The 21,994-nt window shown below is 69.6% G+C and carries 11 protein-coding genes and 1 CRISPR repeat array (1 of these 12 running past the window's edge); all 11 genes read right to left on the bottom strand.

Annotated features, from left to right (window positions below):
- Window positions 1-3,379: direct repeats of the CRISPR family, unit length 29 nt; unit sequence GGGACCATCCCCGCGGGTGCGGGGGAACC (it extends 3,299 nt beyond the left edge of the window).
- A gap of 60 nt (window positions 3,380-3,439) precedes the next feature.
- The 11 genes from cas2e to drmD all read right to left on the bottom strand — a co-directional run bounded on the left by cas2e (window position 3,440) and on the right by drmD (window position 21,970).
- Complete coding sequence (cas2e, locus tag BSZ14_RS04880; protein ID WP_076710038.1) at window positions 3,440-3,766, bottom strand: type I-E CRISPR-associated endoribonuclease Cas2e; 327 nt, start codon at window positions 3,764-3,766, stop codon at window positions 3,440-3,442.
- Complete coding sequence (gene cas1e, locus BSZ14_RS04875) at window positions 3,766-4,686, bottom strand: type I-E CRISPR-associated endonuclease Cas1e (RefSeq protein WP_042490182.1); 921 nt, start codon at window positions 4,684-4,686, stop codon at window positions 3,766-3,768. Before cas1e ends, cas2e begins: the two co-directional genes overlap by 1 nt.
- Entirely contained in the window at window positions 4,686-5,453 is a 768-nt protein-coding gene (locus tag BSZ14_RS04870) for a type I-E CRISPR-associated protein Cas6/Cse3/CasE (protein WP_076710037.1), read from the bottom strand. The genes cas1e and BSZ14_RS04870 overlap by 1 nt, the downstream gene beginning before the upstream one ends.
- Entirely contained in the window at window positions 5,450-6,184 is a 735-nt protein-coding gene (cas5e, locus tag BSZ14_RS04865) for a type I-E CRISPR-associated protein Cas5/CasD (protein ID WP_076710036.1), read from the bottom strand. Before cas5e ends, BSZ14_RS04870 begins: the two co-directional genes overlap by 4 nt.
- Window positions 6,181-7,404: a type I-E CRISPR-associated protein Cas7/Cse4/CasC gene (gene cas7e, locus BSZ14_RS04860; protein WP_076710035.1), complete on the bottom strand. Its 1,224-nt coding sequence runs from the start codon at window positions 7,402-7,404 to the stop codon at window positions 6,181-6,183. Before cas7e ends, cas5e begins: the two co-directional genes overlap by 4 nt.
- Window positions 7,394-7,954, bottom strand: a complete 561-nt coding sequence (casB, locus tag BSZ14_RS19235) for a type I-E CRISPR-associated protein Cse2/CasB (protein ID WP_158069172.1) — start codon at window positions 7,952-7,954, stop codon at window positions 7,394-7,396. Before casB ends, cas7e begins: the two co-directional genes overlap by 11 nt.
- Window positions 7,944-9,440, bottom strand: coding sequence for a hypothetical protein (locus BSZ14_RS04855; protein ID WP_076710034.1), 1,497 nt, complete (start codon window positions 9,438-9,440; stop codon window positions 7,944-7,946). Before BSZ14_RS04855 ends, casB begins: the two co-directional genes overlap by 11 nt.
- Window positions 9,441-9,538: 98 nt before the next feature.
- Window positions 9,539-11,431: a DUF1998 domain-containing protein gene (gene drmB / locus BSZ14_RS04850; protein WP_076710033.1), complete on the bottom strand. Its 1,893-nt coding sequence runs from the start codon at window positions 11,429-11,431 to the stop codon at window positions 9,539-9,541.
- Window positions 11,428-14,853, bottom strand: coding sequence for a DISARM system helicase DrmA (drmA, locus tag BSZ14_RS04845; protein WP_083748103.1), 3,426 nt, complete (start codon window positions 14,851-14,853; stop codon window positions 11,428-11,430). The genes drmB and drmA overlap by 4 nt, the downstream gene beginning before the upstream one ends.
- Window positions 14,850-18,776, bottom strand: coding sequence for an Eco57I restriction-modification methylase domain-containing protein (locus tag BSZ14_RS04840; RefSeq protein WP_241823639.1), 3,927 nt, complete (start codon window positions 18,774-18,776; stop codon window positions 14,850-14,852). Before BSZ14_RS04840 ends, drmA begins: the two co-directional genes overlap by 4 nt.
- Window positions 18,773-21,970: a DISARM system SNF2-like helicase DrmD gene (drmD, locus tag BSZ14_RS04835; RefSeq protein WP_076710031.1), complete on the bottom strand. Its 3,198-nt coding sequence runs from the start codon at window positions 21,968-21,970 to the stop codon at window positions 18,773-18,775. Before drmD ends, BSZ14_RS04840 begins: the two co-directional genes overlap by 4 nt.
- Between the last annotated feature and the right edge of the window lie 24 nt (window positions 21,971-21,994).

Here is a 21,994-nt window from a genome sequence, read left to right as displayed (position 1 = left end):
CATCCCCGCGGGTGCGGGGGAACCCGGCGTGGCAGGCGGGAACGCTCCGGCGGCCATGGACCATCCCCGCGGGTGCGGGGGAACCGTCGCCGCATAGATATCCAGCAGCGTGGAGCGGGGACCATCCCCGCGGGTGCGGGGGAACCGGTTCAGGCTGATCTGGCCCAACGTCGGGTTGGGGACCATCCCCGCGGGTGCGGGGGAACCCGGCAAAGGCGTTGCGCAGAAGAGTTCTGCCAGGGACCATCCCCGCGGGTGCGGGGGAACCGTTGAGTAGGATATGATAGGGATACCAGATAGGGGACCATCCCCGCGGGTGCGGGGGAACCGCTGGTCTTGCCGTCAATCTGATAGCCAGCCAGGGACCATCCCCGCGGGTGCGGGGGAACCGCCTCGGCCAGCCTGCGCGCTTCCCTAGCGACGGGACCATCCCCGCGGGTGCGGGGGAACCTGGTCCCCCAGCGCTCGGCAATCTTGATGATTGGGACCATCCCCGCGGGTGCGGGGGAACCTAATCGAAGGCGCACTTAGCGTTTGCGATCAGGGGACCATCCCCGCGGGTGCGGGGGAACCACGCCTTCATTAAGAAGGACTCTTTTGACTTTGGGACCATCCCCGCGGGTGCGGGGGAACCCCGCACCAGAACGCCCGAACCGGCACCGGCCTGGGACCATCCCCGCGGGTGCGGGGGAACCCAGGGCGCGCAGTCCGAAGGCAAGACTAGCTGGGGACCATCCCCGCGGGTGCGGGGGAACCTGGCTGACCGGCGGGGATGGCGCGCGGACCTGGGGACCATCCCCGCGGGTGCGGGGGAACCTCTTGCACACTGGCAGGCAACGTCACGTCACGGGGACCATCCCCGCGGGTGCGGGGGAACCCCCAAGCCACTGTCCTGCACGAAACCGCGCACGGGACCATCCCCGCGGGTGCGGGGGAACCATGCCTTAACTAGCTCCCGAATTTCCAACATGGGGACCATCCCCGCGGGTGCGGGGGAACCAAGCCCGGCACGCGGGAAGCCGCTATCCGTAAGGGACCATCCCCGCGGGTGCGGGGGAACCCTCCAGGGTCTTAGCCATCTTCATTCCTTCAGGGGACCATCCCCGCGGGTGCGGGGGAACCGAATGCCTGGTCTTCCTGCCAGTCCCGAAGTCGGGACCATCCCCGCGGGTGCGGGGGAACCCTCACCGTGCTCGCGCCCCTCGTGTCCAAGGTGGGACCATCCCCGCGGGTGCGGGGGAACCAAGGATGTCCGTGTTCGCCAAGTCCCAGGCGCGGGACCATCCCCGCGGGTGCGGGGGAACCCCTTGCCCGCGCAGCTCGCCGTCGCCGAGCAACGGACCATCCCCGCGGGTGCGGGGGAACCAACGCCGTCCGTCGCCAGCCATCGCTTCCACGGGGACCATCCCCGCGGGTGCGGGGGAACCGGCTTCGTGATCGCGTGCGTCGTGCCGTGCAAGGGACCATCCCCGCGGGTGCGGGGGAACCTCTTCCGCCGCCTCGACGGGAGCGCGCGGAACGGGACCATCCCCGCGGGTGCGGGGGAACCTTTCATTTCACCGGTCGCCTGAGTCAGGGCCTGGGACCATCCCCGCGGGTGCGGGGGAACCGCGCAGCGCGTCGCGCTCAGGGTCCGATGGCAGGGACCATCCCCGCGGGTGCGGGGGAACCGATTGAGACGTTGTGAGGCGTATTAATGCAGGGGGACCATCCCCGCGGGTGCGGGGGAACCTGCGATCAGAACAGCATCGCCGCTCACGTCTCGGGACCATCCCCGCGGGTGCGGGGGAACCCGTCATCCGGTCGGCGGGAGGCACCGAGCCGCGGGACCATCCCCGCGGGTGCGGGGGAACCAGCTTGGGGATGTCGCGGTCGGCCTCAGCCTGGGGACCATCCCCGCGGGTGCGGGGGAACCACAGCCTGAAGAGCATCCACGAACAGGCGGCGGGGACCATCCCCGCGGGTGCGGGGGAACCCCAGCTGGATGCGGCCATGCTTTACATGGACAGGGACCATCCCCGCGGGTGCGGGGGAACCCTCCCTATGCCAATTATGAAATAATCAGCGCAGGGACCATCCCCGCGGGTGCGGGGGAACCTCGGTCGGCGGCGTCGCGTTCCCGTATCTTGCGGGACCATCCCCGCGGGTGCGGGGGAACCCAACGCAAGTCGTGGCCTGACCCGTCTAATGGGGGACCATCCCCGCGGGTGCGGGGGAACCGATGGTGCGTCTGCCGGGGTCGGGTGGGAATGGGGACCATCCCCGCGGGTGCGGGGGAACCCGGCGGTCGCAGCTCCCACTGCCTTCCAGCGCGGGACCATCCCCGCGGGTGCGGGGGAACCGCATAGGCGAGCATGACGGACCGCGCCGCGTCGGGACCATCCCCGCGGGTGCGGGGGAACCGGCGCGTTGGTCCAGCGCCCGTGCGAGAAGTAGGGACCATCCCCGCGGGTGCGGGGGAACCGCCTATATCGAGAAGTGGGGGCCAGAGGTCCAGGGACCATCCCCGCGGGTGCGGGGGAACCGCGACACCCAGGTTCTGGCCGACTCCCACATCGGGACCATCCCCGCGGGTGCGGGGGAACCCTCTTGAAACTGTCGACGCCCATGCGCGTCAGGGGACCATCCCCGCGGGTGCGGGGGAACCACGGTCACGGCATGGTATGCGACGTTCGACGAGGGACCATCCCCGCGGGTGCGGGGGAACCCCAAGAATGATTGGTCAAAGACAGATGGTATCGGGACCATCCCCGCGGGTGCGGGGGAACCTCGGGCAAAGTAGCCAGGGCAACCGCCAGTATAGGACCATCCCCGCGGGTGCGGGGGAACCGCCGAATTCAAAATCCAAATGTTTTCGGACATAGGACCATCCCCGCGGGTGCGGGGGAACCTAGGTGTTTGCTGCCCTGTAGCACCTTGAGCAGGGACCATCCCCGCGGGTGCGGGGGAACCTACGGCAAACTCACCTTTGAGTCAGCCGCTTGGGGACCATCCCCGCGGGTGCGGGGGAACCCGACGCGTCCTGACTTCAACGCTGTTGATTTTGGGACCATCCCCGCGGGTGCGGGGGAACCCGCTCTCCGGGGACGAGGATGATCGCCGCCATGGGACCATCCCCGCGGGTGCGGGGGAACCGAGAACGTCGCGTGGATGAAGCGGGACTTCGGGGGACCATCCCCGCGGGTGCGGGGGAACCTCAACATCGGTAAGCTGGTCCACCTGAACCGTGGGACCATCCCCGCGGGTGCGGGGGAACCTTCAGGCCACGCAGGTTAACGGTGGGCACGATCGGACCATCCCCGCGGGTGCGGGGGAACCGAAATCTACGGCCGATCGCCAGGTATGCAGGCGGGACCATCCCCGCGGGTGCGGGGGAACCTCTGCCTGGCAGATCGCTGATTTCGTTCACAATGTCAAAGACCCCCTGTCGTGCGAACGGTTATGGCGTCGGCTTGACAGGGATGCGGGAGGACAGAGCGCGGCGCACCAGGAGGACGCCTTCATGCGACACCACGTCCTTGGGCGGCTCGCCCAGGGTCAGCAGCCCCAGGCCCCCGGCGGCGGCGGATTCGGCCCAGCACATCACGATGCTGCCGCGGCGCAGGCGGGTGTGCCATTCCTCGACGACGGTCCATATACGGGTGCGCACGCCCGCGCTCATGCGCGGCTGGGCATAGACGCCGGGGGCCAGTTCCAGCATCGCCGAGCCCAGGAAGCCGCGATAGCGATCCTCGACGTCGCGGGTGATGACCATGGTCAGCGGCATCAGGCCTCCACCGGCGACGGCGTGCCGCCACCCGGTGCCACGCCCGCATCCTCTCCGCCACCGGGCATCAAGAGCGTCTTGATCCGGTCGATCATGCCGGGGATCACGCTGCGCTGTCGAAAGAGCAGGGCGGCGCGCTTGCGGACCAGCCGCTCGATGGGCGCGGCGCCCCTTGCGCGCGCCTCGCGCACCGCGCCGAAGGCGATGTCGAGCAGTACGTCGTGGCGATAGAGGTCGGCGATGTCGAGGACAAAGCTCTGGCCCGAATCCTCGTGCACGAAGCCCAGTTGCGGGATCGCGCCGGTGGCGGCCACCGCGACGCTGGCGGCGGCGGTCATCGCCGATCCGGCATGGTTGATCGCCTGGTTGGCGAGGTCGCCCGCCTCCGGATTCTCGCGGTCATAGCGACGGCCGTTCCAGCCTATGCCGTGGCGCTCGGCGGCGAGCACATAGGCGCGCTTGATCCGCGCACCCTCTTGGCCCCGCAGCACGGCGATATCGCGGGTGCGCACGATCTCGCCGAAACGCATCGCATACATGGCGCGCGCGACCTCCATCCGCTGCTTGGGATCGGACCAGCGCCGCACCTGCGCACGCGCCAGCGCCGAACTGTCGGGCATCAGCGGCGGCGCGGTATAGAAACGCACCGCCCCATCGCCGATCGCGGCCAGCGCACAGCCGTGCCGCGCCAGCAGCCGCAGCGCGTCATGGGTGACGCTGGACCCCGGCCCGAGCAGCACGATCGAGATCGAATGATAGGGGATCTGATAATCGCCCGCCTCCAGCGGCCCGCCGCCCGCCGTGACGAAGCGCAGGCAGCCATCCTCCACCTCCAGCCGTCCGCGCTCCAGCCAGACCAGCCCATGCCGGTCGGAATGGGGGATGCGCGCCTTTTCCAGGCCCAGGCGGCCGGAAAGCATTACCCGGCGCGTCCCGGCGGGGACAGCAGCAGCATCCCGAAGCCGAAGGCGGCATGACGCCCGACGCCACCCGACAGCAGCTTGGCAAAGCCCTGCGGGTCGGTAACGGTCAGCGTGCCGGTCATCACCGCGTCCGGCCCCTCGACACTATGGGTTCGCGCGCCTTTCGCGGCATGGGTGCTGCGCCGGGTACGCGAGCGCTGGAACATGCGCAGCGTGGCGTCGTCGAGCGTCGCGGCGCCCTCCAGCCGCCGGGCCAGCCATGCGGTGTAGACCGTTTCGCGATCGACCGTCCGGGTGTCGCCGCCCTCGGCCGCCACGCGCTCACAGGCGCGGACATAGGCGTCGATCTCGCCCGCGCGGCCTTGCCAGGCATCGGGACGGTCGGCGCGGGCGGCGCGGACCGACTTGCCGAAGCGCACGACCGGGCGGACGCGCACGTCAAAGCCATAGCGGGCGCCCTCCCGCCAGGTCTCCGGCATGGCCTGGCTCTGCGGCATGCCGAACAGATCGGCCAGCAGACCCTCGGTCGGCGGCAGTGCGGCGGCTTCGTCCAACGCGGCGGGATCGCCGACATAGCCGAGCAGATGGGGGCCGCGCGCATGATCGGGCAGGTAGCGGAAGGGGCGGGGGGCGGCATCGCCGAACCGGGCGGCAAGCGCGGCGTGAAGCGCATAGCCCGCATCGTCGTCGCTCAAGCGCCGTTCGGCCGCGAAGATGGCGAGGTCGTGCGGGGCGATGCCGATCCGAACGAGGTGCAGGTTCATGCCGCCGCCTTCGGCCAGGCGATACGGCCATGGATCACACGGCGAAGTCCCGCATGGACGCCCGCCGGCCAGTGGCGCTCGTCGGTCAGTTCGTCCTCGCGCGTGCCGGTCGCGGCGGCGTCGCCGGTCGGCTCGCCAAAAGGCCATTGCGCGCGCAGGGTTTCCTGATGAGCGGGCGGCTCACGCAGCGTCGCCAGTCCCGCGACCAGCGCGTTGGGGATGGTCGCCGCCTCGATCACACCGAGCAGCAGCGGACGCGAGGGCAGGAACGGCTTGCGCCCGATGAACAGCGGCCGCTCGGGCCGGTCGAGCGCGGCGGCGAGCATGTCGAGATCGGGGCCGTCCCCCTCCGCCAGCCGACAGGCGACCAGCACGCGCGCATCGGCGTCCATGTCGCGATAGCGGATATGCGGCGATTTATAGGTGTCCGCGCCGCCCGCGCGCCCTTCGACCCGGCCATGGGTGGTCCAGCCGCGGTCATTCGCCTCCAGCTTGGCGGTCTGGAACTCGCGCTGGCGCTGCCCCTCGGCGATGCGGAGCGATCCCATCGTCAGCCGTGCCTGCAAGGCGGCGTGACGGGCCGCTTCATAGCGTTCCCAGCCCAGCGCATTGCCGAACAGCCCCGCCACCATCGACTTGGCGGGAAAGTCGCGCACGACGCCGTACGCATCGACCAGATCGCCGCCGAAACTCATCAGCGGCGCGTCGAGGTCCAGCAGCATATGCCTCATGCGGCGGGCATCCGCGCATCGCGGACCAGCGCGCCCGCCCAGTCCGCCAGCTCGCGCAGGCTGCCGTCGGCCACGCCGTCCAGCTTGAGCTGGGGCAGGGCGGCATGGCGGCGCGCCTCGCCGGTCTCATAGACCGCGTCCATCTCGCCCAGATGGCCGTTCAGTGCCTTGGCCGCGCGGGTGCCGAGTGTCTCGTTGGAGCCGCGATCGACCAGCGCCACGGCGTCGCGGAACGCATTGGCCAGGGTGCGCGGCTGGCGGTCGCCCGCCTCGACCAGCACCAGCTCGGCGCGGCTATAGGGCGCGGTCGAGCCCTTCTTGGCGCCCGGCGATACCTCGGCGATCAGGTGGACCAGATGCTCGACGACCTGCGCCGCCAGCGCGCGGTCATGGTCGCCGGTCCAGTCGGCGCGGTCGCAGCCGGTCAGGTTCGACACCAGCAGCGGCACGTCGACCACGACATAGCCATAATAAAGGCCCGAGGTCAGTTCGGTGTCGAACACGCCCGCCGCGCCCGCATCGTCACCCTGTTCGCGGTCGCGCAGATCGTCGACGACCGTGAAGTAATCGAGTTCGGCCTGTTCCTCATGCACGGTGAAGGCATGGGCGACATGGATCGCGGCATCGCGATTGGCGCGCGTGTCGCTGGTCACCATGCGACCGAACAAAGCGGCCTCCAGCGAGGCGGCGAGGACATTCTGGTCGCGAAGCTGGTTGAGGTTGGCCTTTTCCTCCTTGACCCAGGCTTCGGCGGCGGCCTTGGCCGATGCCGCGTCGGCGTTTTCGGACAGGAGGCGTTCGGCCTGTTCACGCATCCAGGCCAGTTCGGGACGGCCGAACAGCAGCGCCTGGCGCTGTTGCTTGTCCTTGGCGTTCTTGCCGTAGAATTTGGTCAGGAAGGCCAGTTCGACCGCATCGACCGCCTTCTCATCGAAGCGTGGGCGCAATGGACCCGTCACCTCACGCTCGATCGCGATCTTGGAGCGAAGCCCCTCGACCCCGGACTGTTTGGCGAGCGAATGAAGCGCATGCCGGTCGTCCGCGACGCGCCAGTGCCGCTTCAGGCATTGTGAGGAAATGCGCGTGCGGGTCGCGTTGCCGAAGGGCAGGCGCTTGGCGAGGCCTGCATCGTCGCGGTTGAGCAGCGCGCCGGGCCATGCGGCCAGAAAGTGAATCTGAATGAACTTCGGCGTCGTCGGTTGGGTCGTATCAGTCGTCACTCGAAGTCCCCTCTTCGGACCGCGCTTCGGCGGCATAATAGTCTTTCGCGATACGGATGCGGGCGTCCTCTGCCCGGTCGGGATCGTTTCCGATCAGCGCGAATAGCGTATATAGATTGACGGGCGCCTTGCCGTGCTGTGCGAGCATCCGCATTGTGCGGATCACCTGCGCTTCAAGTCCACTTCCCCTCGCCGAGGTCAGCCGCATGAGCCGGTTTTCTGACAGCCCAATTTCATGAAGGCGATGACCTAGCTGTGGTCCGCTGGCGTGTGGATAGACCTTTCCTGTTCCAGACAGCAGTGCCGCACAATGTGCGAATAGCCGCCATGGCGCGAATGCCTGCCGATCTGTTGGCACGCTAACTTTCGCCCGAACGAGCAGGGCGGCGACAACCCCGTCCGCCTCGTGCCGTTGTGTGAGGTACATGCGGCGCAGGAGCGCATGGTCCCGGTTTGATAGATTGGGGATCTGGCCTGCGATAGACTCGACCGGAGGCTTCTCCTTGGGCACCCCTCCGGTTGATGCTTTGGGATGAGCCTCACTCGCCATGCTGCACATCCTTCATCCACTTCCCCATCTGACCGTCGAGAAAAGAGCGCGCGCGGGCGATGGCGCGGATGCGCCGGACCTCGGTGCGCGGGGCGGCTTCGGCGGCTTTGTCGAATACATCGCCAGCCAGGCTGCGTAGCCGGGTTCGCCAGAGCAGCCGGTGATTCTCCTTATCCCCCGCCGCTTCTGCCCAGAAGGGCGCGTCGAAGAACTCGCCGTCCACCACGCGATTGAACTGGTCCAGCCAGCGCTCGGTCTTCTTCTTGGCGGCATCGTCGTCGAGCCGCGCCTTTTCGGGGCCGCCCTGCACCAGCGAGATCAGCGCGCGGCCGAGACGGCGGCTCGCCTCATTCGCTTCCCCCGCGCGCTTTTCGGCGACCGCGCCGATCCGATCGAGCGGTGCTTCGTCATAGGCGCTGATCGTTTCCCAGCGGCTGACGGGCACGCTGCGGCGGTGAAGCCCTTCGGTCTTGCCCTGTCCGCGCACCAGCGCCGCCGCGACGATCGACAGGTCTGCGCGGTCGTCGGCGTCATGCGGTTCGGACAGCAGCGGGCGGACGATCTTCTTGGCATCGAGCAATGTCGCCATCTGGCGATAGCCGAACCCCGCGCCCGTCGGCGTATGGCTGGACGAGCGATCGGCCTTGATCGGCGCCCAGGGGTCTTCGGTCATCCCCTTCAATTCGGCGGCGGCGACTCGCGCGCATTTCGACCCCGCCGCCCGCGCCGCGATTTCGCCGTCCGTCCGCTCCAAGCGCACCCGGCGACAGATTTCGACATAGAGTTCGTCGAGGTCGCCATAATTCAGCGATACCGTGCCGTCCCATGGCACCGTCCAGAGCAAAGGCACGCCGCCGCGCCGTTCAGGCCGGGCGCGCGCATGTTCGACCAGCCGCAGCACATCGCGCCGAAACCCCGCCGCCGCACCACCGCCGGGCCGCACGCCTAGGCTCATGCGGCTGGCGAAACCGCCATTCATCCGCGAGACGCCGTAATTGCCCGCGCCCAGAAAACCCTCGGTCGTCTGGAGCGTCACCAGTGCGAACAGCCAGTCCTGCTCACCCGCGCCGATCATGCGCTCCTGCTTCAGGTCGTGGTTCTTCGCGGTGACCAGCATGTCCAGCGCGTCGGGCGTCGCCAGCCGGTTCTTATAGGCCGCGCGGTCGGTCGCTGCGACGGTGGGCGGTTGCAGCAGCGCCGGTTTCGACCAGTCATCGACGACCAGCTCCCACGCCTCGCCATCCGGCCATTCCGGCGTCAGGCCGATCAGCAGGTCGCGCCATGCCGCTTCGCTATCAGGCAGCGTGTCCAGCCCGGCGCGGATCAGCGCCAGCGCGGCGACCTGTACGGTAAAGCTGTGCCAGGGTTCGCGCTGATGCGGGCGTAGTGCCGGAAAACTCCATGCTTTCCCACGCGCCAATGCTGCAAATGCCGCGAACAGGCTGCCACGGTGATCGCGGTTCTCGTCGTCGCGCCATTCGATCATGCGTCCACCCCCTGTTTGGCAAATAGACTTGGTTTCTTCACCATCGTCAATCCGGGATGGGCAAATGGGTCCGAATATTTTCGCACCGTTTCCGAAGATCATATCCGATCTGGATATTGCGGGTCCGCTACGCCCTCGAACAACCCCGTCCCACCCGCCGACAGCGTCTGCGCAGTCAGCGCCCGGTCTAGATAGAGATTGCGCGCCTCGCAACTCGTCTCGGCGACCAACAGGCAGCTGTGGCAGGCCGCGCCGCTCAGCGCGCGCTCGTCGGTATGGGCGTCGGGGTCATGCTCGGCGCAGATGGGGTCGCCGGAGCATAAGGCCAGCCGGTCCAGCGCCCGCTCGGCGATCGCGCCCAGCCGGGGCAGGACGGCGACCAGCCCGCCCAGCGTCCCCTGCGTGCCGGTCGAGGCGGTGTAGATCAGCAGGCCGAACCGCTCGCCCTCATCATCGACGACGGCATAGAGCCGCTCCTTAAGCGCAGTCGCCGGATAGCCGCAGTCGAGCGCGATCTCGTTCATCAGCGCGTGGGAAAAACCGTGAATGGCATAATAGGTCACGCGCGGCCATTGCAGCCGCGCGCCATAGAATTGCCCGGCGCGCCACCTATCCCATCCGCGATAAAGGATCTCGCCGCGCCGCTGCACCGCCGGGCGGGACAGCCAGTCGCGAATGACCTGCGGGTCGAAGCGCAGGAAGATGCCTTCGCCGCGATGCTCGACCGCGGGCAGCCATTCCAGCTCGGTGGCGAGCGCGGCGCCCTCGACCGCCAGATACAGTTCCTCCAGATCGCCATCGGTCGCGGTCGGGGCCGCCTCGAACCGGGTGAAGCCATAGAGGCAGGCGACCTCGAGCAGCCGGTGTACCGCCACGACGGAGTCGATGGGGGCAAGGCGGGGGCGCTCGCCGTCCCATTCGGCGCGGGTCAGGGTACGGGCGTGGAGCCGGGCGTCGGGCGCGTCGATGCCGATCTGCGGCTGGCCGGAGGCGAGCAGATCGAACTCGGCGACCTTGGGGGCCTTGGCGAGCGACTGGTTGCCCGACAGGCGCAACTGGCCGATCCGAGTGACGATATCGGCGTCGCTCCACCCGGCCAGCGCGGCGCGAAGCGCGGGGTTGGAGCGGCGCGCGTTCGCCATCTCCGTCTCGCACGTCACCCAGTCGATCGCGTCCATATGGTCCTCGACCAGCCGCGACAGCTCGTCCTCCGCGGCGGGCAGCGAGATGACGGTCAGCACCTGCGGGAAATAGGCGTTGGTCGCGGTGCGGGTGAGGAAGCGCAGCTTCTCGCTGCACGCACCGGGCTCGGGCGTGCGCAGCCAGGGGCGCTGTCCCCGGCATCCACCGAGTTGCCCGGTAGCCTGCGCATCGCGCAGCGATAGCGCCGCGCCGCAGCCGCAGACCACGCGGGTCGAGGCGGGATCGCCCGAGGTGCCGCGCTCCTCCAGCCAGAGCGGCTGGACGCAACGCCCCTCCATGCCGATATGGACCACCTGCGCCCAGTGGATGTCCTGCAAATGCCCCTTGCGACACCCCGCGACGAAGCGGATCGGCGTCACGGTCACGCGGCGGCCGTCCTCATTGACCAGCATATTGCGTCCGCGCGGGTCCAGGTCGCGCCAGCGGACCAGGCGACGGCGGCGGACTTCGCCGACCTCCTCGGCTTCGCTGGAGACGAACCAGGCGGGGAAGATGCGTGCCTCGACACCGGGCGGCTCGTTCGCCGTACTCGCGCCGTCGGCATCGGCGGGCGGCGTGCGCAGGGTCAGCCGGGCATCGTCGGCCAGCCGCCCGCTCGCGCGCATCAGTGTCTCCAGAACGGCGGTCGCGCGGGGTTCGTGGATCGGCTGCCAGCTGCCGCGTTCGCGCATGTGCCACAGGTCCAGCCCGCCGATCACGACCGAGCGGGTGGGCAGGTCGACCATCGCGCCGGGGCCGAAGGCGGTGATGAGCTGCGACTGGCGCAGCGTGATGGGTTTGCTCGTCATGCCATGTCTCCCGCACCGCCGACCCGTTCGCCATCGGGGCCGCGCGGCTTGATCCGGACGCCGGGCTCGACATCGCGCATGCTCCACCCGGCCTGGAAGCGGAGATGCTCCGGGGCGGGATCAAGCGGCGGGTGGAGCAGCCGGTGCGGCCGGTCGCCATAGGTGAAGCGGCCCCCGGCGGCGGTCTGCTCGGCGGCGATCTCGGTCCAGTCGTCCAGCAGCGCCTCGATCTGCGCGGCCAGTGTCTCGCGCACTTCCGGCGGCGCACGCTCGACCAGATGCCGGACCACCGCCGCGCGGGTTCCAGGCAGGGTGGCCAGCGCATCCACCGCACTGGCGGGCGTGAGCACGGGGTCGAGATGCCGGGCGATCGCCACGACGATCGCGGCCAGCGTGCGGTCCAGCGCACGCGGCGACCAGGGGGTGACGCTGGTCGCCTCGACCGCGCGGTAGAAGGTGTCGTGGAAATGGCCGAACTGCTCGAAATGCATCCGGTCGCGCGGGCGGTGGACGTTCAGCACCACGACGACCAGACCGGGCCGCGCCGGGTTGCGGCCGACGCGGCTGGTCGCCTGGATATATTCGGCGGCCGTCTTGGGCTGTCCCTGCACCAGCATCAGGCCCAGCCGGTCGATGTCCAGCCCGACCGAGATCATGTTGGTCGCCAGCGCCACGTCCACGGGCTGGTCTTCCGCGCTGTCGAAATTGGCCTCCAGCCGCCGCTTGGCCGCCGCGACCTGATCGGTCGACACGCGCGAGGTCAGCTCGACCGGCTCGCCCAGCATGCGGTCGGCAAAGGGGCGGTCGGGGGGCTCCAGCCGTCGCCGCTGTGCGCCGTAACTGGCGAGCCGTGCGGCCACCTCGTCCTCGACGATCCGCCGCGCGCCGCCCAGTTCGCGCAGCGTGTTGAAATAGCAGAGCGCGGTGCGATAGGCGTCCGCCTCGTCGCCATCCTCGGCCATGGCCTGGGCGGCGCTGAGCAGCGTCACCAGCGCCTGGAGGAAGACCAGCTTCGGCCCGCGCCCGGCCGCCGCCAACCCGACATACCAGCGCGCCGGATCGGCCTCGCTCTCGGGCCGGGTCAGCGCGAAGAAACTGTCGCGCCGGTCGAGGCCCGGTGGTGGGAAGATACAGGTCCGCTCGCGGTCGAACAGCGCGCAGATCTGGTCGCTCGCCCGGCGGACGGTGGCGGTGGAGGCGACGATCTTGGGCCGCACCCGCTGTCCGGCGATCTCGCGCGTGGCAAGCCGGTCGATCGCCGCCTCGTACAGCCCGGCGACGGTGCCGAGCGGGCCGGAGATCAGGTGCAACTCGTCCTGCACCACCAGATCGGGCGGATCGAGCCGGTGGCCGCCATCCAGCGCACGGCCCTCACCCGGCTCGGCCGCGCCGTAAAAGCCGGTTTCGTCGGCGCGATCGACATGGCCGAAGAACGCGCCCGCTTGCCCGTTCCAGGGCAAAGCGGCGAACTTGTCGATCGTCGCGATCAGGAAAGCGGGCAGGCGGCGGTAAATGGCCTCGTCCACCGTCACCACCGGCAGCGCGCGGTCGCCGGTGAAGGGGCAGGTGTCGCTGACGCAGCGCAGTTCGAGGTTGGTCGGCGCATCGGCGTTGGGGACGCAGCCGAAACTTTTCGGTGTGAAGGCGGTGCCGCACCACGGACAGGCCTTGATGGGGGCGGGGGCGCGGCTATCGCGGCCACTGGTATAGGCACGCACCCGCTTGACGGCGGTGCCCTCGGTCCGGTCGCCCTTGCCGCCCAGCTTGTTGGGGCTGGCGTCGGAGCCGACCCATAGCCCGATCTCGATCGGCCAGTCGCCCAGGCGCGGACGGCCCGCCGCGTCGCGATAGTCGGGGCCGTCGCGCAGCAGCTCCAGCGCGCAGACCAGCCCGGCGGCGCGGCCCAACTGGTCCAGCGTCAGCAGCCGCAAAGTATAGCGCATGATGACCGACACACCCGCGCCCAGCAGCCCGCTCGCCCCCAGCCGCCGCAGCGCGATGGTGAAGGCGGCGAGGCCCAGATAGGCCTCGGTCTTGCCGCCGCCGGTCGGGAAGAACAGCAGGTCGGCCATGTCGCGGTCGGGGTGGCACTTGTCGGCCATGCCCGATAGGTTGAGCAGGATGAAGGCGAGCTGGAACGGCCGCCAGGCGGGCGTCGTATCGGTCGGGCGACGGGCGCGGGTCGCGTTGGCGACCGCGCGGTTGGCGATCTCGAAGGCGAGGCGGACCTGCGCATCCTCGGCCAGCAGCGCGATCCCGGCGGCGATGCGCTCGCGCGCTTCGTCCTGTGCGGCGATCAACGTGGCGGCGGTGCGGGCGCGCTGGCTGGCGCTGGCCAGATCGGGCGCGGTGGCGGCCGCTCGCTGGCCGTCCGCCCATTCGTGATAGCCCGTGACCAGCGGAGCGAGCGCGGCCTGCAACGCCTGTCCGTCCTCGCTCGCCAGTGTCGCCAGCGCGTCCATGCCGAAGATGACGCCCGGCACCGCCGCCGCCACGGTCCGCTCGACGGCGGCGCGGGGCAGGTGCGTGGTGTGGACGCAGCGGACGCAGCCGTCCGCATCCGCGACATGCGCCGCCGCGCAGCCCAGACCGGCGGCATAGGCCGCGCTGTCGCGGTAATGCAGGTCGGCCAGCTGGTCGTCCCAGTCCTCGCGCGCGATGCGCGACAGGTCATGCTGCGCGACGAATCCGGCTTCGCAACGCAGCGACAGTCGGACCTGAAAGGCATAGGCGAGATCGCGGTAACGCGAGGCCGGTTCGAGCCGCTTGTTGACCAAAAAGACGGTGACGACCTGCACCATGCGCTGCGACCCATCGGCGAGATGCAGCGCAAAGGGCCGCGCGCGGATCGCCAGTTCCAGCGCGCCGCCCGGCCGTGCGGTGGCGGCGGTGCCGGGCAGGGGGTGATGCGCCACCCCTTCATCCTCGCGCGGTATGGTCAGGATGACGCGATGCTCGCGCGCCACCCGCCGCCAGCCGATGGGCGTATGGCCGGGCTCGCCGCCGCTCTCCAGCATGTCGGGCGGCAGCGGCGGCTCGGGCACATAATCGCCCCAGTCGAGCGCGACCTCCAGTGCCCGGACCCGGGGATCGACCATGGTCGACAGCCCGATTGAACTGGGCAGGAAGCGTCGCCGCGCAGCCGGGGCCTCGGGTTCGTCATGATCGCCTGCCGCACCGCCCGCGCCGAACGCCTCGACATCCGATAGCAGGCCATCGACCTCATCCCACTCGGCGTCGGCGGCAGGTTCCTGCGTCAGCTCGCCCGATGGCGCGATGAAGCCCGCCAGATACCAGCGCGACGGATTCTCCCCCGCCGGAAGCCGCTCGGCGACCAGATCATGATCGTCCGCTTCACTGGGACCGATCAGGTTGCGGCGCAGCCGCCGCACCATCTCCGCGCGTACTCCGTCCGCGTTCACAGCATCCGCTCCATCCTGACCCGTTCCTCGTTGAGCTTGAGCAGGCGCGCCAGCACCGCGTCGCGGAACGGCGCGGGCCAGAAGAGGCGGCCCTGATAGCGGTGATCGTCCTCGCTCTCGGCATCGAGGAAGACCGGCGCAGCCTCGGCGGCCAGATCGTCCCAGCCGTAAGCGGCGAGAACCGCCCGATCCATCGCATGGTGCAGGTCGCGCAACGTCGCGATGTCCCCTTGCGTGTCGGTCGCGCGGTGGAAGCGGTTATAGGTCGGCGTCATCCCCTGATCGCGCGCGATCATCAGCGCAGCGCGGTGGTCGTGATAGGCCTGACCCGCCGCTTCGAGGTCGGGGGCGTCGGCGTAACCGGGGGGCAGCGGGAAGGTCTCGAAACAGTCCGAGGGGGTGTAGCGGAGACGGTCTTCCAGGGTGGAGGCGAAGAAGCGCGTCCAGACCTCGTGGACGCGCGATTGCAGCGTCGCGAAGGCAGAATGGGAGTCCATTGCAAAATTGACCAGCGTCAGGGCCAAAACCTGATTGCTGGGCACAAAGGCGAAAGCGTGATGTGGCGAAACCTGAGGGCGAACGATCACGTTCTGCAGGGATGAAATCGATTGATAGAGCTGGGGTGCTTTTTCGGCGAACTGCCACCATTTGCGTCTGCGTAGCTCACGATTGTCGCGGTCACGTTCAGGTTTGACCAGTCGTTCGACAATTGTCAGCAGGTGTGGCCAATCCGCGGCCACCCGGTGAGGATAGTCGTACGCCACCAAGCCCGAACGCAGTTGCTCGACCCGCTCTCGATCCGAAAGGGAGGTCCAGCTCTTCGTGTTGTCGATCCGTCTAAGTGGCATGTCGCCGAAATCGATCGTGTACCTATTGTGAGATATGACGGGTGAGTTGTTGACCTCTTCGCCACCCAGATAAGGTCTGATGCAATCGGCATTGTCGGGATTCGCCGAAATAAGTTCTTTCATATCGTCGATCGAACTGGCTTTCCCCTTGCGGTAGTTCACATCGTCGAATGTGAACCCCATGCCCAGGAGGAACGAGCCGATAAACGCCTTCCCCGCATTCTCCTGCAATGCCGCAGGCGAACCGTCGAGGTCGCTCTCCATCAGATAGGCCGAGATGCGCCGCACCGGCCGGTCGTCGAGCACCGGGGTCACGCCCGCCGGGCCTTTCGAAACGAACACCTGCGCGACGACGACCGCCGCTTCGCCTTCCCAGCGATAACGGCTGACGGCGCGGAAGATGGTGCCGCCTTCCGCCAATATCCGCGCCAGCCCGGTTTCGCGCGTGTCGCCCTGTCGGATCGTGTTCGTCGCGATCAGACCGAACGCGCCGCCCCGCCGCAGCAACCCATAGGCGCGGCGAAAGAAGTGCGCGGCCAGGTCGGCATTGCCGTGCGCGCCGGGATGCAGCGTCTTCAGCCAGTCCGGGTACGCCGCCGCATGACCCGCCGCGATGGTGTTCTTGCCCGCGAAGGGCGGGTTGCCGACAATGGCGTCAAAACCGGGATCGGGACGGTTGAAGACATCCTCGAACTCCAACTCCCAGTGAAAGGGCGTGACGTCGATCGGCGGGCGGCGCAATTCGTCGCGACAGGCTTGCAGCCGTGCCCAGTTCGCCGGGCTGGGGGACAGCACGCATTGCTGTACCTCGGCCAGTCGCACGGTGCGTTCGCGTGCCTTGGCGCCGGTGAAATAGGACCAGAGGATGCCGTCCGCGACCAGCTGTGCCCGTTCCAGCGCCAGCGTCGCGGCGCGGTGACGCTGTTCCTGCACGGCATAGGGCGCGATCTCCGCCTCGACGCGCATCAGGCGGCGCAGCTGGGCGGCGGCGTCGATCCCTTCGCGCACGATCGCCTCGACAAAGCCCTGCTGCCCCGACACCTTGTCCCAGGTGACGGCGATGATGTTGGGATTGGGCAGCCCGACCAGGCTGTCGCCGCAGCGGAGCACCGCGTCGAGAAAGGTGAACTCATGCGCGCTCGCCAGCGTCTCCAGCCAGAGCGACAGCTTGGCCAGGTCGATGGCCAGCGGATTGCGGTCGACGCCGCGCAGGCAGTGCTGCGCCACCAGCCTTTTGGCGTGGAGCAGGTCATCCTCGTCGGCGGGGATGGTCGGGCGCTGGTCGGGCCAGCGCGTCCAGGCGGCGACCAGCCGCTCGCCAAGCTGGCGACACGCCTCCACCAGGAACGCGCCCGATCCGGCGGCGGGGTCGCAAACCTTCAGGTCGAGCACCTGGCCCGGCCCCGCATCCGGGCCGATCCGCGCGAAGGCGGGGGCCAGCGCATGGGCCACGATCGGACGGGTCAGGCTGGCCGGGGTGTAATGGCTGCCGGTGCGTCGCCGCTCGTCGGTCGGTTGCAGGATCGGGGTGCCCGCCGCCACCGGTCCACGCGGGGCGGCGCGGGCGTCCGCCACGGGCGCGAGCGCGGCGGCCAGCGCGGTGGCGTCGCCCGCCTCCCGCAGGCTCCGCGACACGGCGGCGGGCCAGGCGGCACGGCCGGTCCAGAGCTTCAGGGTGCGTTCGCGCTCCGATGGCTTGGTCGCGGCCAGCGCCTCCAGATCGACCCAGACCGGCACCCTGTTGCCCTTGCCCGCGCGCACCGCCAGCATCAGGCTGGGCGCACATTGGACGGTGAAGCCCATCACCGCCTCATAGACCGATCCGATCTGCTCGACGCTGAGCGCGCGATATGCAACCCGCTCGCCCTTCAGCATCAACAGGCTGTCCAGCACGCGCAGGATATAGCCGTCGCCGACCGGCAGCACCTGTTCGGGCGCATCGGGTGTGTCGCGACCCAGCAGGAAGGGAAAGGCCGCCTCGCGGAACAACTGGCCGCCGCGCGCCTGCATGAAGCCGGACGGGTGGCCGCGATCGACCAGCCGGAACAGCGCCAGCAACCGGCCCCAGGCACCGCGCCGCTCGTCCATCGTGTCGGGGTAGAGCGCAGCATCGTCGCGCAGCCGCAGGTGAAGCCCGCCCAGCGCATAGCCCTGTTCGTACAAGGCCGCCGCCATGCCGCCGGGCGCGGAGGGCATCAGCCCGCGATCCTCGGCATAGAGGATGAAGACCAGCCGCAGTAGCACGGTCAGCAGCCCCTTGTAGAGCTGATCCGGGTCACTGTTCGCCAGCGCCCGGATGCGCGGACCATCGGCGGCGTCCAGTCCGCGCAGCATTTCGTGCAGGCCCGCCAGCACCTGCCCGGCCAACCGGCTGGACACCTCCGCCTGCGCCGCGCGGCTTTCGGCGAGGATCGCAGGGAGCCGGTGCGAGGGTGGCCCGCTGAACAGGGCATGGGCGTCGAGCAGCAGCTTCAATCCGGCCAGCATCGGGCGGCCGGACACGTCGCCCAGGCGCGCGAGCGGCCAGCTGATATGGCCCGACGCCTCGCCGCGCGGTACGACGACCAGCCGCAGCACGGGTTCGGTGGCGGGGCCGTCCTTGCGACCCGTCTCGCATGCCCCGACGATCACCCCGGCCCCGACGCCGGTTTCGCGGAGCAGCCGCTCGAACCGCTGCTGCGCGGTCGCTTCCCAACCGGGCAGGGTGCCGCGTTTGTCGAGGATCAGCTCGGGCGTCTCGATCCGCACCAGCAACTGGATCGTGCCGTCGGGCGCGGCGATCGCGCCATGCGGCTCCAGCAGCGTATCCTGCTCGGGAAAGGCGATGCGCAAGGCATCGGGAAGGGTTTCGTCCCGCAGCACCCGATTGGCGGGCCAGCCCAGGATGGTGTGGAAGAAGGACCAGGGATCGTCGGCGAACCCCGCCACCGCGCGGGTGACGGCTTCGCCGTCCGCCGGCCCCTGCGGGCTGGGCCACAGCCCGATCCGGGCGAGGGCGGCGGGCGTGACGACCAGACCGACCGGCTGGAGATAGCCGATCCAGTCATGCCGACCGCCGGGAATGGGGCCGCTCATGCCACGGGCCAGAGATAGACGAGGCCGATCGGCTCCAGCCGCGTGGCATGGATGCGCGCTCCGGCGCGCAGCCGTTCGGGTTCGCGCACCAGTTCGTCGTCCAGCCGGGTGGCCGCGCGGTCCCAGGATCGACGGTCGGCGGCGCGCTGCCGCGCCTCCATGGGGTCGAGCAGGAGGGAGAGCTGGCCGTCATCCTGGCCGCGTTCGCGCAGGATGCGTGCGATACGCTGGCGCAGCAGCGTCTCCAGCCCCCGTGCCTCGGATTCGGCACGACGGGTCAGTTCGCCCGCGACTTTCTCGGCCCGTGCCGCCGCGCGTGCCTCCAGTACGGGGCGCAGCTCGGTCACGTCACGCATCGCATGGGCGGTCGTGTGGGCGGCGATGGCGGGTTCGGCGTCGCTGGCATGGCGCAGCGCCTCGATCAGTTCCTCCAGCACCCGCGCTTCGGCCTCGCGCCCCTCGGCCAGCGCACGAAGCTCGCCGGTGTCACGCAAGTCGGCGGCGACGCTCAGCACCTCCTCATGCAGCCGCGCGGCCTGCTCGCCATAGAGCGCCAGTCGCCCGAGCAGGACGACGCGCGGGGAGGGCGTTGCGGCGGTGCGGATGACGCAGGCGCGCTCCAGCCCCTGTCGGAAGCCCGCCGACAGGAAGCGCCCGAGCAGGCGGCGGACCAGACGGTGCTCCAGATGCAGCTGCACCACATCGCCCGCATCGCGCCCGTCGGGCAGGATGGCGGGGGCGAAGCTGATCCGGCGGACATCGGCATCGGGGCTGGCCCGCCATTCGCCGGGGCGCTCGCCGGGACGAATGGGACGCGCGCGCAATTCGTCGAGCAAAGGCTGCCAGCTGGGATCACCCGCCAGCGTCGCTTGATCCAGCGCGAAGACCGGCGTCTCGCCGACCGCTGCCGGGCGATCCCATGCCCCGCCCGCGCGGGTGAGCGCGAGGCCGACCACCGACTGCAACTCGCCCGGATCGACGCCGACACGGGCGCGCGCCGTCTCCAGCGCCTTGCTCAGGTCGGCCTGTTCGCGCTTCAGGCGGGCCAGCCGCGCCTCGGCCCCGTCGTCCAGATCGCGCACCGCCGCGCGGACGCGTTCATCGGCTTCCTCGTCGTCGATCCGCGCGGCGAGGTCGCGCGCGGCGGCGCGGTCGATGCCGCCGCCCAGCCGGTCGGCGATCCGCGCGCCCAGTACCTGCCCCGCGGAGCCGAGCTGGCGGCGGATCAGTTCGGTCTTGCGGACCAGCGCGTCGAGGACCACGTCCTCGGGTCGCTGGGCATAGACGAAATAGCGGCAGGTGACGGTCGGGCTGGGTTGCAGCTTGCGGTCGATCCGCCCGTTGCGCTGCTCCAGCCGCGAAGGGTTCCAGGGCAGGTCGACATGGATCAGGTCATGGCACTGCGCCTGAAGATTGATCCCCTCGCGCGCGGCGTCGGTGCAGATCAGGATGCGCAAGGGATCGGCGGGATCGTTGAACGCCCGCTTGATCGCCTCGCGCCGTTCGGTCGAGGTGATGCCGGTGAAGCTGTCGATCCGCCGCGCCTCGTATGCATCCTCGGGGTCGAGCAGCACCGCCAGTTGGCGCTGGAGCCAGCGGCGGGTGTCCTCATATTCGGTGAACAGAATCAGCCGCCGTTCATGCCAATTGCCTCCTGCGTCGAGCAGGTTCGTGCGCGCCCAGTCGAGAATCCACTCGACCCGCGCATCGGGCCGGGTGCGGGCGGCGTCCGCGACGGCCAGCATGGCGGCGGCGACGCGGCGTTCCTCCGCCAGCTGATCGCGCGAAGCCCCCGCCGCGCCGGTCGCGGCCTGTCGTTCCGCCTCCGCCTCGACCGCGCGGTCGAGCAGGGCCAGCGCGGCATCCTCATCCTCCGCCCGATCAGGCGCTTCGACTTCGACAGGAGCCACCTCGCGCACGGTCCCGGCGATGGCGCGATCCAGCCCGGCGATGTGGACCCGCAGGGTGCGGGCAAAGGCGGGGATGGAGGACAGCAGCCGTTGTTGCAGCCCGACCATCGCCAGCCGCGCCCGCGCCGCCTGCGCCCCCGCCAGCCCGCCGATCCGCCGCTCGCGCAACAGGCGATAGTCCGCCAGCATCGCCGCCAGCGTCAGTTCGGGGGCATCATCCGGCAGGCCATCCAGCGTGATCGGCTCGACGATCCGTTCGGGAAAGGCCTCGCCCAGCGCGCGCAGGTCGCTTTTCAGGCGACGGACCATCACCGGCTCCAGATCGGCGGGACGGACGGTGACACCCCGCGTGAAACGTTGCGGGTCGAGCAGTTCGAGCAAGGTCGCAAAGCTGTTCGGGTGGCCGTTATGCGGCGTCGCCGACAGGAACAGGCGGTGCTCGAACCGGTCCGACAGGTCGCGTAAGGATCGGGTGAACTGGCTCTCGATCGCATAGCGGCCACCGCCTGCCGGGGCGGCGTGATGCGCCTCGTCCAGAATCAGCAGCGAGCGCGCGCGAAAATCCTCCAGCACGTCGCGAAGCCCCGCGACATAGGCTTCCTCGCCCAGCAGCCGGTGCGACAGGATGAAGCGCGATCCCGCCGCCCAGGGGTTCGCACCGTACCCGCGCCGCCGCCGCAGTTCCTCCAGATGGCGGGCATCGACGATCTCGAAGCCCAGGCCGAACTTGCCCTGCAACTCGTCGCGCCACTGGCCGGTCATCGCAGGCGGCGCGATGACGACGGTATAGTCGACCCGGCGGCGCAGCAGCAGCTCGCGCAGGACCAGCCCCGCCTCGACCGTCTTGCCCAGCCCGACATCGTCGGCGATCAGCAGGTTGACGCGCGGCAGGCGCAGGGCCTTGCGCAGCGGCAGGAGCTGATAGGGATCGAGCCGTATTCCTGCACGGAACGGGGCCTGGAACAGGTCGCGCTCGGCCGCGGTCGCGGTGCGCCAGCGAACCGTGCGCAGATAGGCCGAGAAGGTCGCGGCATCGCCGCCTTGCGTGCCCAGCGAGGCCCATGCTTCCTCGTCATGCAGCCGCGCATCGACCTCTGCGCTCCACAGCACCTGTGCATCCTCGCCGCTGGCATCATCGTCGATACAGGCGAGCCGATGGCCCGACAGCGGCCCGTCCGGCTGCGCCTCGACCATCCACAGCCGTCCGCGCAGCGACACGAACTGGCCGACCCCCGGCCCGGTTGCGCGGGGCGATGACGTGGTAAAACCGGCCGTGTCGGACATAGGCTTTGTGAAATCCTCCCGCTC

This window comes from Sphingomonas sp. Sph1(2015), from assembly GCF_001970915.1.
GTDB lineage: Bacteria > Pseudomonadota > Alphaproteobacteria > Sphingomonadales > Sphingomonadaceae > Sphingomonas > Sphingomonas parapaucimobilis.
The sequence above is the reverse complement of the archived record's forward strand: the minus strand, read 5'-3'. Positions and strand labels throughout refer to the sequence as shown.